The sequence below is a fragment of the Kribbella sp. NPDC026596 genome (assembly GCF_040638415.1).
Lineage (GTDB): Bacteria > Actinomycetota > Actinomycetes > Propionibacteriales > Kribbellaceae > Kribbella.
This window is the reverse complement of record NZ_JBEZYF010000078.1, coordinates 26750-39978: the sequence shown is the minus strand read 5'-3', so window position 1 is coordinate 39978 and position 13229 is coordinate 26750. Positions and strand designations below refer to the sequence as shown.

General features: G+C 69.9%; 16 protein-coding genes. 10 read left to right on the top strand and 6 right to left on the bottom strand.

Translation table 11 applies throughout. From position 1 onward, the window contains the following. Positions 1 to 165 precede the first annotated feature (165 nt). Entirely contained in the window at positions 166 to 300 is a 135-nt protein-coding gene (locus AB0E63_RS39695; RefSeq protein ID WP_360377979.1) for a hypothetical protein, read from the top strand. A gap of 152 nt (positions 301 to 452) precedes the next feature. On the opposite strand, the gene AB0E63_RS39690 is transcribed toward AB0E63_RS39695, so the two are convergent. After that, on the bottom strand, positions 453 to 1121 hold the full coding sequence (locus tag AB0E63_RS39690; protein ID WP_360377976.1) for a DUF4097 family beta strand repeat-containing protein: 669 nt from the start codon (positions 1119 to 1121) through the stop codon (positions 453 to 455). Positions 1122 to 1260: 139 nt separating this feature from the next. Then, positions 1261 to 2094 carry an aminoglycoside phosphotransferase family protein gene (locus AB0E63_RS39685; RefSeq protein WP_360377973.1) on the bottom strand — a complete coding sequence of 278 codons (834 nt, stop codon included), beginning with the start codon at positions 2092 to 2094 and terminating at the stop codon, positions 1261 to 1263. A 70-nt stretch (positions 2095 to 2164) separates the two neighbouring features. Between AB0E63_RS39685 and AB0E63_RS39680 the strand changes: the two genes are divergently transcribed. From AB0E63_RS39680 to rsgA, 4 genes are read left to right on the top strand one after another with little or no spacing between them, the layout of a single operon-like run. Further along, a complete protein-coding gene (locus AB0E63_RS39680; RefSeq protein WP_360377971.1) occupies positions 2165 to 2890 on the top strand; it encodes a DsbA family oxidoreductase in 726 nt (241 codons plus the stop codon). Between the two features lie 45 nt (positions 2891 to 2935). Further along, positions 2936 to 3547, top strand: a complete 612-nt coding sequence (locus tag AB0E63_RS39675; RefSeq protein ID WP_360377968.1) for a DoxX family membrane protein — start codon at positions 2936 to 2938, stop codon at positions 3545 to 3547. A 54-nt stretch (positions 3548 to 3601) separates the two neighbouring features. After that, complete coding sequence (gene aroA / locus AB0E63_RS39670) at positions 3602 to 4873, top strand: 3-phosphoshikimate 1-carboxyvinyltransferase (protein WP_360377965.1); 1272 nt, start codon at positions 3602 to 3604, stop codon at positions 4871 to 4873. Next, positions 4873 to 5895 (top strand): ribosome small subunit-dependent GTPase A, encoded by a 1023-nt coding sequence (gene rsgA / locus AB0E63_RS39665; protein WP_360377962.1) that lies wholly within the window; start codon positions 4873 to 4875, stop codon positions 5893 to 5895. Before aroA ends, rsgA begins: the two co-directional genes overlap by 1 nt. Here rsgA and AB0E63_RS39660 read toward each other — a convergent pair. After that, entirely contained in the window at positions 5888 to 6382 is a 495-nt protein-coding gene (locus tag AB0E63_RS39660) for a DUF2231 domain-containing protein (RefSeq protein WP_360377959.1), read from the bottom strand. The genes rsgA and AB0E63_RS39660 overlap by 8 nt on opposite strands. A 171-nt stretch (positions 6383 to 6553) precedes the next feature. Between AB0E63_RS39660 and hisN the strand changes: the two genes are divergently transcribed. Next, on the top strand, positions 6554 to 7333 hold the full coding sequence (gene hisN, locus AB0E63_RS39655) for a histidinol-phosphatase (protein ID WP_360377955.1): 780 nt from the start codon (positions 6554 to 6556) through the stop codon (positions 7331 to 7333). On the opposite strand, the gene AB0E63_RS39650 is transcribed toward hisN, so the two are convergent. Together AB0E63_RS39650 and AB0E63_RS39645 are read right to left on the bottom strand one after the other, a co-directional pair. Further along, complete coding sequence (locus AB0E63_RS39650) at positions 7317 to 8531, bottom strand: DUF6596 domain-containing protein (protein ID WP_360377952.1); 1215 nt, start codon at positions 8529 to 8531, stop codon at positions 7317 to 7319. The genes hisN and AB0E63_RS39650 overlap by 17 nt on opposite strands. Beyond that, the gene (locus AB0E63_RS39645) at positions 8524 to 8871 is read right to left on the bottom strand and encodes a YciI family protein (RefSeq protein ID WP_360377950.1); all 348 of its coding nucleotides are present in this window, start codon (positions 8869 to 8871) and stop codon (positions 8524 to 8526) included. Before AB0E63_RS39645 ends, AB0E63_RS39650 begins: the two co-directional genes overlap by 8 nt. A 114-nt stretch (positions 8872 to 8985) precedes the next feature. On the opposite strand from AB0E63_RS39645, the gene AB0E63_RS39640 reads away from it, so the two are divergent. From AB0E63_RS39640 to AB0E63_RS39630, 3 genes are read left to right on the top strand one after another with little or no spacing between them, the layout of a single operon-like run. Continuing rightward, positions 8986 to 10284: a pitrilysin family protein gene (locus tag AB0E63_RS39640; RefSeq protein WP_360377948.1), complete on the top strand. Its 1299-nt coding sequence runs from the start codon at positions 8986 to 8988 to the stop codon at positions 10282 to 10284. Next, complete coding sequence (locus tag AB0E63_RS39635; RefSeq protein WP_360377945.1) at positions 10281 to 11639, top strand: pitrilysin family protein; 1359 nt, start codon at positions 10281 to 10283, stop codon at positions 11637 to 11639. The genes AB0E63_RS39640 and AB0E63_RS39635 overlap by 4 nt, the downstream gene beginning before the upstream one ends. A 53-nt stretch (positions 11640 to 11692) precedes the next feature. After that, positions 11693 to 12058, top strand: coding sequence for a DUF4190 domain-containing protein (locus AB0E63_RS39630; RefSeq protein WP_360377943.1), 366 nt, complete (start codon positions 11693 to 11695; stop codon positions 12056 to 12058). Between the two features lie 24 nt (positions 12059 to 12082). On the opposite strand, the gene AB0E63_RS39625 is transcribed toward AB0E63_RS39630, so the two are convergent. After that, on the bottom strand, positions 12083 to 12508 hold the full coding sequence (locus AB0E63_RS39625; RefSeq protein ID WP_360377940.1) for a CBS domain-containing protein: 426 nt from the start codon (positions 12506 to 12508) through the stop codon (positions 12083 to 12085). Positions 12509 to 12695: 187 nt separating this feature from the next. Between AB0E63_RS39625 and AB0E63_RS39620 the strand changes: the two genes are divergently transcribed. After that, positions 12696 to 13202, top strand: a complete 507-nt coding sequence (locus AB0E63_RS39620; protein WP_360377937.1) for a GyrI-like domain-containing protein — start codon at positions 12696 to 12698, stop codon at positions 13200 to 13202. Positions 13203 to 13229: the final 27 nt, after the last annotated feature.

Below are 13229 nucleotides of genomic sequence, written 5' to 3'. Positions count from 1 at the left end.
TCCCGCGGGGCCCCCCCCCGGGCCCCCCCGCCCCCCCCGGCGGGGGCGGCCCCGCCCAACACACCCCCGCGCCCGACCCCCCCCCCCGGGCCGGCCCCCCCCCCGCCGCCCCGCCCCACGCCTGCTCAGGCGAGTGCCTGGTAGACGGTGGTCCAGAAGTCGTGCATGAGCTGTACCGAGTACGGGGCGGACGCCCCGACCTGGGTGAGCAGGATTCCGGTGAGCTGGTTCTCCGGGTCGGCGTACGAAGAGGTACCGCTCCCGCCGTCCCAGCCGAACTGGCCGACGGGCCGCGGCTGACCAGGGCGACGACGCCAGGGATCTTCCCCGAGTCGACGTGCCGGGCCAGTACGTCGTGGAGCCTGCGCAACCCGGCAGCGGAGAAGCCTGAAGCGGTGGTGGACATGATCACGTACTTCTTCGATCGATACGGTCAGGGATCGATGCTGGCGTCAGAGACTGCGGGCAACGATGTCGCCGACTGTGGTGGTCGCGTGGATGGTCAGCTCGGCGGCGGCGCCTTCGGCGTTCTTGAGCGCGTTGCTGATCCGTCCGGTGGTGGTGCCGGCGTCCAGCGAGGCCGAGGCTCCGGCAGCGGCGCCGATCTCCACGTCACCGGCGACGGTGCGCAGTACGACCGAGCCGCGGACGGCCTCGGCGACCCGGATGTCGCCCTTGCTGGTGCGAATCTCGGCGGGGCCGTTGAGGCGGCCGACCGTGACGTCACCGGCGGTGGTGGTGATGCGGGCGCTCGCGACCTCGTCGAGGTCGATCGAGCCGTGCTCGCTCTCGACGGCAACCTCGCCGAACCGTCCGGCAGCCCGGATCTCGGCACTGGCGGCCTTCACCTGGACCCGGGAACCCGCCGGCAGCTGGACCGTCACCGCGACGGATCCGGACGGCCCGAAGTACTGGTTCTTCGCGACGACCTCGATCCGCAGGACGCCGTCGCCGTACTCGACCTTGGCCTCCTCGGCCACCTTCACGTCGCGGCCCTTCGAGGGGTCGACGGGCAGAATCTCGACGGCGGTGTCGGTCCGGTCGCCGGCGATGAACTGGACGCGACCCGCGGGGATGTCCAGGACAGCGGAGATCGGCTCGGGGGTGTTGAAAGTAGGCATTGTCGTACCTTCCTGAGGCGTTGTTGACGACCTGATGACTGAAACGATCGACGACCGCCCTGACACCAGGCAGCCACCGTGCTGACACGACCGAGGAACGGTTGTCAGCAGCCGAGCAGGTCGCCGACCCGGCCCGCGGTCACAACAAGCGCTTGAGAGCGGCCCGGCCGGCCGGGCCCCAGGTCGGCTTGCCGCCGGGCAAACCCTTGTCCCCGGCATCGCCGACCGAGATCAGCGCGAGCGCCTTGCCGGCGGCCCAGCCCCGGGCGCGCGTGATCATCGCGTCGTCCGCGGCCGCGTAGGCGTCGAAGAAACGGTCGGCGGCACCGTCGGGCAACAGCACCCACGCGGCGGCGAGGTCGCACGCCGGATCGCCGACGCTCAGGTCGCCGAAGTCGATCACCCCGGTGAGCATCCCGTCGGTGACGACGATGTTCGCGGGATGCAGGTCGCCGTGCAGCCACACAGGCCCGCCGTCCCACTCCGGCGCGGCCACGGCCTCGTCCCAAACCTTGCGGACGGCAACGGGTGCGTCCTCGTCGATTCCCAGAGTCCGCAGCGGGACTCCCCGGTCGTAGCTGACCGGTCCGTCCGCGGGCGCGTCCACGTGCAGGGCCTGCAGGAACGTCGCCAGTATGTCGGCCGCCTCGACCGCGGTGATCGGCGTACGGTCGGCCGGCTCGCCGCCGACCCAGGTGGTGACGAGCCAGGTGTGCGGGAAGCGCTCGGACGGTTCGCCGATGCGCTGAGGCACCGGTACCGGCAACGGGAGCCGCGGCGCGAGCTCGGGCAACCAGCGGTACTCCTTGCGCAGCAGCTCCGGCGCACGCTCCGTCCGCGGCAGCCGCACCGCGAGCTCGTCCCCGAGCCGCCAGAGCTGGTTGTCCCAGCCTCCGATCACCTGACGCAACGCCAGGTCGGCCAGGTCCGGATGCTGCTCCTTCAACAGTCCGCGCACCAGTTCTTCGTCCATGGAGCGTCAGACGCGTCACAACCGGATCGGGTTGGGAATAGCGCCGGAATGGCCCGGGTTGCCGACAAGCATGCGTATTGATGTGTGGTCCGACGTCGTCTGCCCGTGGTGCTACATCGGCAAGCGGCGGCTGGAGCAGGCGCTCGAACAGAGCGGGGACCGGGCCGAGATCGTCTGGCACAGCTTCCAGCTGGATCCGTCGTCGACCAACGACGACCCGCGGGACCTGCCGACCCGGCTCGGCGAGAAGTACGGGCGCGGCCGCGAGTGGGGCGTGCAGGCGAACGCCCACGTCACCGAGATCGCCTCGGAGCTCGGCCTCGAGTACCACCTGGATCAGGCGAAGTCCGCCAACACCGTCGACGCACACCGCCTGCTCCATCTCGCTCGTGAGCTGGTCGAGTCCGGCCAGGTGCCCTCCGACACCCAGGACCGCCTGAAGGAGCGCCTGCTCAAGGCGTACTTCACCGACGGCCTCCCGGTCGGCGACCACATCACCCTGACCGAACTGGCCACCGAGGTCGGCCTCCCGTCCGACCGGGTCCAGGAGGTCCTCGCGAGTACGACGTACGCCGAGGAGGTCGCCGAGGACCAGGCACAGGCGCTGGCGTACGGCGCGAACGGGGTGCCGTTCTTCGTGATCGACGAGAAGTACGGCGTGAGCGGCGCGCAGCCCGTGGAGGTGTTCCAGGAGGCCCTGCGGCGGGCGAACGCGGACCGCAAGCCGGTCACGCTCATCACCAGCCCGGGTGCGACCGACGACCCCACCTGCGGACCTGACGGGTGTGCGATCTGACTCCGGGTACCGGGAGTCATCGAAAACTTGGTGTATGAAGGAGGCATGACTGTCGTGCGCGCTCTGGCCAGGCCGTTGCTGTCCATGATTTTCGTCGTGCAGGGTGTGAACTCGATCCGCAACCCGGAGCCCCTGGTGCCCAAGGCCCAGCCGGTGACGGACCGGTTGGTGCCGATGGTGAAGCGGGTCGCGCCGGCGCAGGTCGGCGACCGGATCCCGGAGACCACGGTGAACCTGGTCCGCCTGAACGGTGCGGTCCAGGTCCTCGGCGGTCTCGCGCTGGCCAGCGGCAAGGGCCGGCGGGTCGGCGCCGCGACGCTGGCGGCCACGCTGATCCCGGTGACCGTCGCAGGGCACCCGTTCTGGCAGATGAAGGACAAGGAGACGCGGGCCGCGCAGCGGATCCAGTTCATGAAGAACCTGGGCCTGTTCGGCGGTCTGTTGCTCGCCGCGGTCGACACCGAGGGCAAGCCGGGTGTCGCCTGGCGCGCCACGCACGGCGCCAAGGCCGCGAAGCGCGAGACCAAGCGCGGCGCGAAGGCAGCCAAGCGCGAGACCAAGCGCGGCGCGACGGCGGCCAAGCGCGAGGCCAAGGACCTGGCCCGCGAGGCCCGGCACGCCGCGAAACTCGCCAAGGCGCAACTGAACGTCGGCTAACGCCCCAGCGCCCATGCCCTAGGCTCAAGGCAGTACACGAGCCGAAGGAGTGGGATGAGTACAGAGCAGGGCTGGCCGACGCCGCGCGTCAACGGACCGGTCACCGGCCGGGTCACGGTGCCCGGATCGAAGTCGATCAGTAACCGCGCTCTCATCCTCGCCGCGCTCGCCGACGGGCCGTCGAACCTGACCGGCCTGCTCGCCGCCCGCGACACCGCCCTGATGCGGTCCGCGCTGGTATCCCTCGGCGTCGGCATCAGCGAGAGCGGTACGACGGTCACCGTCACCCCAGGTTCGCTGAAGGGCCCGGCGAGCGTCGACTGCGGTCTGGCCGGCACCGTCATGCGCTTCGTCCCACCCGTCGCCGCACTGGCCGACGGTGTGGTCTCGTTCGACGGCGACGCGTACGCGCGGGAGCGTCCGATGGACGTCATCCTCGGCGCCCTGCGGACCCTCGGCGTACAGATCGACGACGCGGGCACCGGGCGGATGCCGTACACGGTCTCCGGCACCGGCTCCGTTCGTGGCGGCAAGGTGACGCTCGACGCGTCCGGTTCGAGCCAGTTCGTGTCCGCGCTGCTGCTGGCCGGAGCCCGGTACGACGAAGGCGTCGACATCCGGCACGACGGGAAGCCGGTGCCGTCGCAGCCGCACCTGGACATGTCGGTGGGCATGCTGCGCGAGCGCGGCGTCCGGGTCGACGACAGCGAGCCGGACCGCTGGGTCGTTGCCCCCGGCCCCATTCGGGCGCTGGACACCGCGATCGAGCCGGACCTGTCCAACGCGGCGCCGTTCCTGGCCGCGGCCGTGATCACCGGCGGCGAGGTCACCGTGACCGGCTGGCCGTCGCAGACTACCCAGCCCGGCGACCACCTGCGTGAAATCTTCACCCGCTTCGGCGCGGAGGTCACCAGCACCGATGAGGGTCTGACGGTTCGCGGTACCGGTCGCGTGCAGGGCGTGGACCTCGACCTGAGCGAGGTCGGCGAGCTCAGCCCGGTGATCGCGGCGGTGGCCGCGTTTGCGGACGGACCGTCGTACCTGCGGGGGATCGCGCACCTGCGCAACCACGAGACGGACCGGCTGGCGGCACTCGAGCAGGAGTTCAACGCGCTCGGCGGTGACGTGACGCAGACGGCCGACGGGCTGATCGTTCGGCCGAAGCCCTTGCACGGCGGGCTTTTCGGCACGTACAACGACCACCGGATGGCGCACGCTGGCGCCGTACTCGGCCTGCTCGTCGACGGCGTGCTGATCGAGAACATCGGGACCACGGCGAAAACCCTGCCCGAGTTCCCAGAGCTCTGGACCGGGCTCGCCGGCTGATGTCGCGGTACGACGAGGAGGCCCGGTACGACCGTCCGAAGCGCCGGACCCGGCCGCGGACCAAGGACCGCCCCTCGTACGACGACGCCACCATCGGCTTCGTCTTCACCCGCGACCGCGGGCGGTACGCCTGCTGGGTCGAGGACGCCCACGGAGGCCACGAGGTGACCGCGATGAAGGCTCGTCAGCTCGGCCGCACGAGTGTGATCGTCGGTGACCGGGTCAAGCTGGACGGCGACGCCAGCGGCTCCGAAGGGACGCTGGCCCGGATCGTCGAGGTACTCCCCCGGACCACGCTGCTGCGCCGATCGGCCGATGACGACGACCCGGTCGAACGACCGCTGGTCGCGAACGCGGATCAGCTCGTCATCGTCGTCGCAGTCGCGAACCCGGAGCCACGGACCGGACTGATCGACCGCTTCCTGGTGGCGGCGTACGACGCGGGGATGCGGCCGCTGCTATGCCTAACCAAGACCGACCTGGCCGACCCGGATCCGCTGCTGTCGATCTACCGCCCGCTCGGGGTCGAGTCCGTGGCGACCCAGCAAGGTGGCGACCTCAGCGAGCTCCGTGCGCAACTCGACGACCGTACGAGCGTCCTCGTCGGCCACTCCGGCGTCGGCAAGTCGACCCTGGTGAACGGGCTGATCCCGGGTGCGGACCGGGCGATCGGCGTGGTCAACGAGGTGACCGGCCGTGGGCGTCATACGTCGACCAACACTCTGGTGCTGCGCCTGCCCGACGGCGGGTGGCTCATCGACACCCCCGGCATCCGCACCTTCGGCCTGGCCCACGTCGAGCCGGACCAGCTGATCCACGCCTTCCCCGACCTGGCCGAGATCGCCGAGACCTGCCCACGCGGCTGCACCCACACCGAGACCGCTCCCGACTGCGCCCTCGACGACGCAGTCGCCGAAGGTCGCGCCGACGCCGAGCGCGTCGCCTCGTTCCGCCGGCTCCTCGCCAGCCGCGAAGGCCGCGAGACCCGCCAGGACGCCGTACCGCAGCAGGACGCTACTTAGCCGGGAGCTGGCCGTCCCAGACCGCCTTGGCGCCGGCATCGCCGGTCCGGATGGTCTGCCAGAGGACGAGGACGGCGATCACCACGACCGCGGCCTGGGTGACGAGCTCGAGCGGGCGGCTCGTCGTTGCCTTCTCACCCTTTCCGCTGGCGAGCGCGGATTTGCCGCCGAGCAGCAGGAAGGCGGCGACGGCGACCACGGCGAAGATCAGGCAGTACCAGAACAGCAGGTTGCCACGCTGCTCGTGCAGCTCGACCGGCTTCTGCAGCGTCGGCACCGCGGCCACGAACGCCTCACCGCTCTTCTTCGCCACGAACGCGCAGACCAGCGCACCAATGCCCAGCACCAGCGCCGGCCACCGCAGGAACCAGCGCCACTTCGGCACCAGCGCGAAGACGATCAGCGTGAGCGCGGCCACCGGCAGCAGCACCACCGCGAGGTGAATCACGAGCACGTGCAGCGGCAGGTCCCCGAAGCGCTCGAACATGGACGCCTCCCGGCAGTCGTAGGACGTGGGTCAGACACTAGGGCATGGCGCCCGGTGACATTGCTCTTAGCACGTTCAACGGCCGGATTCGGTTCACTTCGCGCCGCAACCGATCCGCAACGTTTGCGGTCACTTGCCCCGCTGAGCGGGGTGACGGGCTAGCCTTCCGGCATGCCTTCGCACACGGATGACCTGCGGCTCGCCCACATCCTGGCCGACGACGCGGACTCGACCACGATGGACCGCTACAAGGCGCTCGACCTGCACGTGGCCACCAAGCCGGACCTCACGCCGGTGAGCGAGTCGGACAAGAAGGTCGAGGACGTGATGCGCAAGACGCTCTCCCGGGCCCGCCCGCGGGACGCGTTCGTGGGCGAGGAGGACGGCACCTCCGGCTGGGGCGTCCGCCGCTGGGTGGTCGACCCGATCGACGGCACCAAGAACTACATCCGTGGCGTCCCGGTCTGGGCCACGCTGATCAGCCTGATGATCGAGGACCAGGTGGTCGTCGGCGTGGTGTCGGCTCCGGCGCTGGGCAAGCGCTGGTGGGCGTCGTACGGCGACGGCGCCTGGACCGGCCGCGCGCTGCACTCGTCGCAGCCGTGCCGGGTCAGCGACGTGAGCAAGATCGAGGACGCCTCGCTGTCGTACGCCTCGCTCAAGGGCTGGGAGAAGATCGGCAAGAAGAACCAGTGGGCCGAGCTGATGGAGTCCTGCTGGCGGACCCGCGCGTACGGCGACTTCTGGTCCTACATGCTGGTCGCCGAGGGAGCCGTCGACATCGCCGCCGAGCCGGAGCTCAACCTCTACGACATGGCCGCGCTGGCGATCATCGTCGACGAGGCCGGCGGCAAGTTCACCTCGGTCGAGGGTTGTCCCGGTCCGAACGGCCCGAACGCCGTCGCCACCAACGGCCGCCTGCACGACGAGGTGCTCAAGCGCCTCGAGTAATCCGCCGCTGCAGGAACTCCGCCTCCACGGCATTGCTGGTGAACGCCAGCGCCTCCTCGTACGCCGCCCGCGCCTCCTCCATCCGGCCGGTCCGCCACAGCAGCTCGCCCCGCGTCGACGCCAGATAGGGGTACGTCGCCAACGCGGGATCGTCGGCCAGCTCCGCCAGCGCCACCTCAGGACCGGCCACGTAGCTGAGCGCGACCACCCGGTTCAACGCGACCACCGGCGACGGCCAGCGCGCGAGCAACACGTCGTACAACCCGAGGATCTCCGCCCAGTCGGTGTCCTCCCAGCGCTCGGCCTCGGCATGGACGGCAGCGATCGCCGCCATCAGCACGAACCGTCCGACCGACCGGCTCAACGCCTCCTGCACCAGCGCCAGGCCTTCGCCGATCAGCTCCCGGTCCCACAGCGAACGATCCTGGTCCTCCATCAGCACCAACTGCCCGGCGCCGTCGACCCGCGCGGCCTGTCTGGCTTCCGTCAGCAAGAGCAGCGCGAGCAAGCCCGCCGCCTCTCCGCTGTCCGGCAGCAGCAACCGCATCATCCGAGCGAGATCGATCCCCCGCCGCGCCAGGTCCGGCCGCGTCAGCCCTGCCCCATCAGCTGCCGTGTGGCCGGCCGTGTAGACCAGATGTACGACGTCCAGCACCGCGTCGATGCGCTCCGGCAGCTCCGCCCGCCGCGGGATCCGGTAAGGGATCCCCGACCGCGAGATCTTGTGCTTGGCCCGGGTGATCCGGGCCTGCATCGTGGCTTCCTTCACCAGGAACGCCCTCGCGATCTCCGCCGACGACAACCCGCACACCAGTCGCAGCGTCAACGCGATCTGCGCTTCCTGCGCCAGCGCCGGGTGACAGCACGTGAACACCAGCCGCAACCGATCGTCCGGGAACACCTCGGCCGCGAAGTCGTCGTCCACCGGATCCGGCATCAGCAACGGCAGCTTCCGGTGCGCGACGTCGGCCCGCCGCCGCAACTCGAGCGCTCGCCGCGTCGCGACGGTCGTCAGCCACGCCCCCGGCCGCCGCGGCACGCCCTGCTCACGCCAATGCACCAATGCCTTGGCGTATGCGTCCTGCACGCAGTCCTCGGCCAGATCCAGATCGGCCGCGACGCGTGCGGTGGCGGCGAGGACGAAGGCCCACTCGCTCGAGTGAGCCTCCGCCACCGCCGCGGAGATCGAGTCAGCCACCGTTGATGATCGGGCGTACCTCGACGCCACCCATCGGGGACGGGACCTGCTTGGCGATCGCGAGCGCCTCGTCCAGGTCGGCCGCTTCGATGACGTAGTAGCCGCCCATCACCTCCTTGGTCTCCGCGAACGTCCCGTCGGTGACGACGTACCCGCCGCTGCCGTCGGACCGGATCGACGTCGCCGTGGTGCTTCCGTCGAGCTGCCCGCCGCCGCGCAGCGCCGGACCGTTGGCCTCCGCGAAGGCCTGGTGGTTCTTGTGGTTCTGCTCCATCACCGACGGGTCCGCCGCGTCCCACTTGGCTTCGTCGTCGTAGATCATCACCAGGTACTTGCCCACTGAAGTCACCTCTCTAGTTCCAGGTCGGTTCCAGCATTCACCACTCCGATGCGCGACCTGGGCCGAGATCGACATCTCACCCGAACAATTTCCGGACCACGTAGGGTGGCCGGTATGCCCTTGACGTACCCCATCGCGGAGCAGACGCTCGACAACGGCCTGCGGGTCGTCGTGAGCTCGGACCGCGCCGTCCCGATCGTCGCCGTGAACCTCTGGTATGACGTCGGCTCGCGCCACGAGCCGCCGGGCCTGACCGGCTTTGCGCACCTGTTCGAGCACTTGATGTTCCAGGGGTCGCGCAACGTCGCCTCCGGTCAGCACTTCAGCCTGCTGGAGACGGCCGGCGCGAGTCTGAACGCGAGCACCTTCTTCGACCGCACCAACTACTTCGAGTCACTGCCGAGCGGCGGACTGGATCTCGCGCTCTGGCTCGAGGCGGACCGGATGGGCTACCTGCTCGACGCGGTCAACCAGGAGAACCTGGACAACCAGCGCGACGTGGTCAAGGAGGAGAAGCGGCAGAGCTACGACAACCGCCCGTACGGCGACTCGTACGAGCGGCTCGTCCGGCTCGCGTTCCCCGCGGACCACCCGTACGCGCACATGACGATCGGCTCGATGGAAGATCTCGACGCCGCGTCGGTCGAGGACGTGCACGCGTTCTTCCGCAAGTACTACGGCCCCAACAACGCCGTCCTGACGATCGTCGGGGACGTCTCCGTCGACGATGCGTTCGACGCCGCCAAGCGGTACTTCGGGCACCTGCCCGCGATCCCGCAGCCGCCGCCGGCACCGGACGGCACGATCGGCCCGCTCACCGAGGTGCAGCGCGACGACGTCGTGTCCGACGTACCGTCCGACCTGATCACGATGATGTTCCGGCTGCCGATGGACGGGACGCCGGAGCTGGACGCGGCCGGGCTCGCGCTCGACATCCTGGCCGCCGGCCAGAGCGGCCGGCTGAACCGCCGGCTGGTCCGCGACGAGCAGATCGCGCAGTCGGTGTCCGGGGGCGCGCTGCCGTTGATCGGCGGGGTCTCGTTCGGCACGCTGACCGGGATCGCGTCCGACGGCGTCGACCTGCAGAAGGTCGAGGACGCGCTGCTCGAGGAGCTCGAGAAGCTGGCCGAGGACGGCGTCACCGAGGACGAGCTGGCCACCGTGCAGGCGCAGGCCGAGCGGGACTGGCTGGAGCAGCTGGCCACGTGCGCCGGCCGCGCCGACGAGATCTCCCACCACGCCCTGCTGTTCGACGACCCGAACCGGATCAACACCAGGATCGACCAGGTCCGCGCGGTGACCGTCGAGCAGGTCAAGAGCGCCGCGTCCCAGTGGCTGCGCGCCGCCGGGCGCGTCCAGGTCAGCTACCGCCGTGCGGAAACGGCTGAAGGAACCGAGGGAGAGCAGGCATGAACCAGGTTCTGACCACGCCGCCGGCGGTCGGCGCGCCCCGCCCGTGGAAGTTCCCGGCCGCCACCACCACGATCACCAGCGTCGGCGCCCCGGTGCACGTCTTCGACCGCCCCGGCCAGTACGTCGCCACCGTCCGGGTCACGATCGCGATGCCGCTGATCGCCGAACCGCGTGAGCTCGAGGGCGTCGCGACGATCATGTCCCGTACCCTCGACGAAGGCACCGAGCTGCACTCGGCCAACGAGTTCGCAGCCGCGCTGGAGCGGCACGGAGCGGCGTACGGTGTGGACGTCAGCTCGGACGCGTTGCACGTAGAGATCTCGGTGCCGGTGTCGCACCTCGCGCCGGCTGTGGAGCTGCTCGCGGAGGCGATCACCCGGCCCGCGTTCAACCAGGCCGATGTCGGCCGGCACGTGACGATCCGGCTCGGCGAGATCAACCAGGAGCGGGCGAACGCCGGCTACCGGGCCCGTGAGGCGTTCGCGGCCCACCTGTTCGACCCGTCGACGCGGCGGTCCCGGCCGACCGCCGGGACGCCGGACACGATCCGGCCGCTCACCAACGTGCAGGTGGCCGACTTCTACCGGAACAACATCGGCCCGGAGCGCGCGGAGATCCTGTTCGCGGGCGACGCGACCGGTGTGGACGTCGCCGCGATCATCGACCAGGCCTTCGCCGGTTGGACCTCCACGGCCGGTACGGCGCTGGCGACGCCGGAACCCTTGTACATCCCGGGCAACCGGGTCGTCCTGGTCGACCGCCCGGGCTCGGTGCAGAGCCAACTGCTGATCGGCTGCGCCGGCCCGGACCGCCGCGATCCAGCCTGGGGTGCGGCCGCGGTCGCGAACCACGTAGTCGGCGGCACGATCACCTCCCGCGTGGACACCGTGCTGCGTGAGGAGAAGGGCTACACCTACGGCACGCGGACCAGCTTCGCCGCGCCCCGCAAGGGCGGGACCTTCAGCCTCGGCGGCGCCGTACGCACCGAGGTGACCGGGGCCGCGATCGGTGACGCGCTGCGGATCCTGCGGGAGGCTCGCGACGGGCTGACCGAGCAGGAGGTCCAGGAGGCGAAGGACAGCTTGATCCGGACCGCGCCGCTGCGCTACGAGCAGGCGGATTCGGTGGCCCAGCAGGTCGGCAGCAACATCGCGAACGGCGTACCGATCGACTTCGCCGACACCTACCTGACCCAGATCGCCGGCACCACCGCCGCCGAGGCCACCGAGGCCTACCGCCGGTACGTCGGAACCGACGGGCTACTGGTCGTCGTCGTAGGGGAAGCCAAGGATGTCCGCCCCCAGCTCGCCGAGCTGGGCAGTGACATCGTCGGCGACCTGGTCGACCTGGGCTGAGGACATCGCTGCTCCTCTGCTCGGCCACCGGCCCTGAGCAGAGGAGCAGCGCCATGTCGTTCACCGAACGTCCCACCGACGCCACCGACCGGACCCACACCTTCTGGGCGCCGGGCACATACCCGGTCCAGCCCGGCTTCCCGGACCAACCGGCGTACGGCGTGCTGCGCGACCACTCGGAGGCCACCGTCGCGCTCGTTCTCGGCGTACTCGCGCTGTGCACCGGTCTCCTGGTGGTGTCGCCGGTCGCGTGGTGGCTGGGCAACCAGGCGCTCGCCGAGATCGACGCCGCGCCGGGCGTCTACAACAACCGGGGCATGGCTCAGGCCGGGCAGATCTGCGGCCTGATCGGCACGGTTCTGCTCGGCGCCGGCCTGCTCTTCCTGCTCGCGATGGTGGTGCTGTTCGCCGCCGCCTGACCTGGGCTCCGCGTGAGGCTCGGCTCAGCTGGTGATGTAGTTGGAGAGTTGCTCGCGCTCGAACTCGAGCTCGCCGATCCGGGACTTGACCACGTCACCGATGCTGACCAGGCCGGCCAGGTTGCCGTCGACCACGACCGGGACGTGCCGGATCCGGCGATCCGTCATCAGCCGCATCAGGTTGTCGATATGCTCGTCCGGGGCGCAGGTGGCGACCTCGGCCGTCATGATCGCGCTCACCCGGACGTCGCCGGCCTCGGGGGTGCCGTTCCAGAGCCTGACGATGTCGCGCTCGGACACGATGCCGTCCACCGCGGACCCGTCCGAGCTGACCACCACCGCTCCGATGTTGTGTTCGGCCAGCAGTGCGAGCAGTTCGGTGACAGTGGCTTCTGGGGAGATGGTGACGACCTGGTTACCCTTGCCGCGCAGTACGTCGTTGATCTTCACGGAGCCTCCTGCAAATCGAAGGACCAATACCCCAAGGTAGCGAAAACCCGCCCCCAACGGCAGCCCCTGCATGTCCCCATCCCTGACAACGAAAGACAATCCCCAACTCAGTTGCCTCCGGCATCAATCAACCCCAAACCCCCACAAAATGAAGGTTCTTTCCCATATGGTGGGTTGGGAGGTACAGATGGATTTGCTTGAACCGCCTCGTGTCGTCGAGCGGCCGCCGCAGGACTATCTCGGCATCCGCGTCGTCACACCGTTCCGCGGCATGTTGAGCGTGCGCAATGAGCTGATCGACGAGCTCAGCGCCTGGCTGCAACAGCAGAGCGTTGACGACCTCGGCATGTTCTTCCTCCGGCTGCACGTGATCGACATGAGCGGCCCGATGGACCTGGAGGTCGGCGTGGTCACCCCCGGCCCGCTTGCCGGTGATGCTCGAGTGCGGCCCGCCACTCTCCCGGCGGGCAGCTACGCGACCCTCACCTACCGCAACCACTCGCTCCGTGCGAACCGCGCCCTCCTCGAGTGGGCCGGTGACCTCACGCTCGACCGTCGCGATGTGCCCGAAGGCGACCTGTTCGGCTGCCGGTACGAGGCGTTCCGCACGGATCCCCGCAAAGAGCCTCGCAAGACGAAGTGGGAAGTCGAACTCAACATCCGCCTCGCCGACCCGCCCGGCTCCGGCCGCTAACACACCTCGCCCGCTCACGACCCGAGC

Coding starts and splice junctions, on each gene's coding strand:
- AB0E63_RS39675 (WP_360377968.1), top strand. CDS start 2,936: ATGACTGTCGTGCGCGCTCTGGCCAGGCCGTTGCTGTCCATGATTTTC.
- AB0E63_RS39640 (WP_360377948.1), top strand. CDS start 8,986: ATGCCCTTGACGTACCCCATCGCGGAGCAGACGCTCGACAACGGCCTG.
- rsgA (WP_360377962.1), top strand. CDS start 4,873: ATGTCGCGGTACGACGAGGAGGCCCGGTACGACCGTCCGAAGCGCCGG.
- AB0E63_RS39680 (WP_360377971.1), top strand. CDS start 2,165: ATGCGTATTGATGTGTGGTCCGACGTCGTCTGCCCGTGGTGCTACATC.
- AB0E63_RS39630 (WP_360377943.1), top strand. CDS start 11,693: ATGTCGTTCACCGAACGTCCCACCGACGCCACCGACCGGACCCACACC.
- hisN (WP_360377955.1), top strand. CDS start 6,554: ATGCCTTCGCACACGGATGACCTGCGGCTCGCCCACATCCTGGCCGAC.
- AB0E63_RS39660 (WP_360377959.1), bottom strand. CDS start 6,382: ATGTTCGAGCGCTTCGGGGACCTGCCGCTGCACGTGCTCGTGATTCAC.
- aroA (WP_360377965.1), top strand. CDS start 3,602: ATGAGTACAGAGCAGGGCTGGCCGACGCCGCGCGTCAACGGACCGGTC.
- AB0E63_RS39635 (WP_360377945.1), top strand. CDS start 10,281: ATGAACCAGGTTCTGACCACGCCGCCGGCGGTCGGCGCGCCCCGCCCG.
- AB0E63_RS39620 (WP_360377937.1), top strand. CDS start 12,696: ATGGATTTGCTTGAACCGCCTCGTGTCGTCGAGCGGCCGCCGCAGGAC.
- AB0E63_RS39685 (WP_360377973.1), bottom strand. CDS start 2,094: ATGGACGAAGAACTGGTGCGCGGACTGTTGAAGGAGCAGCATCCGGAC.
- AB0E63_RS39690 (WP_360377976.1), bottom strand. CDS start 1,121: ATGCCTACTTTCAACACCCCCGAGCCGATCTCCGCTGTCCTGGACATC.
- AB0E63_RS39695 (WP_360377979.1), top strand. CDS start 166: ATGAGCTGTACCGAGTACGGGGCGGACGCCCCGACCTGGGTGAGCAGG.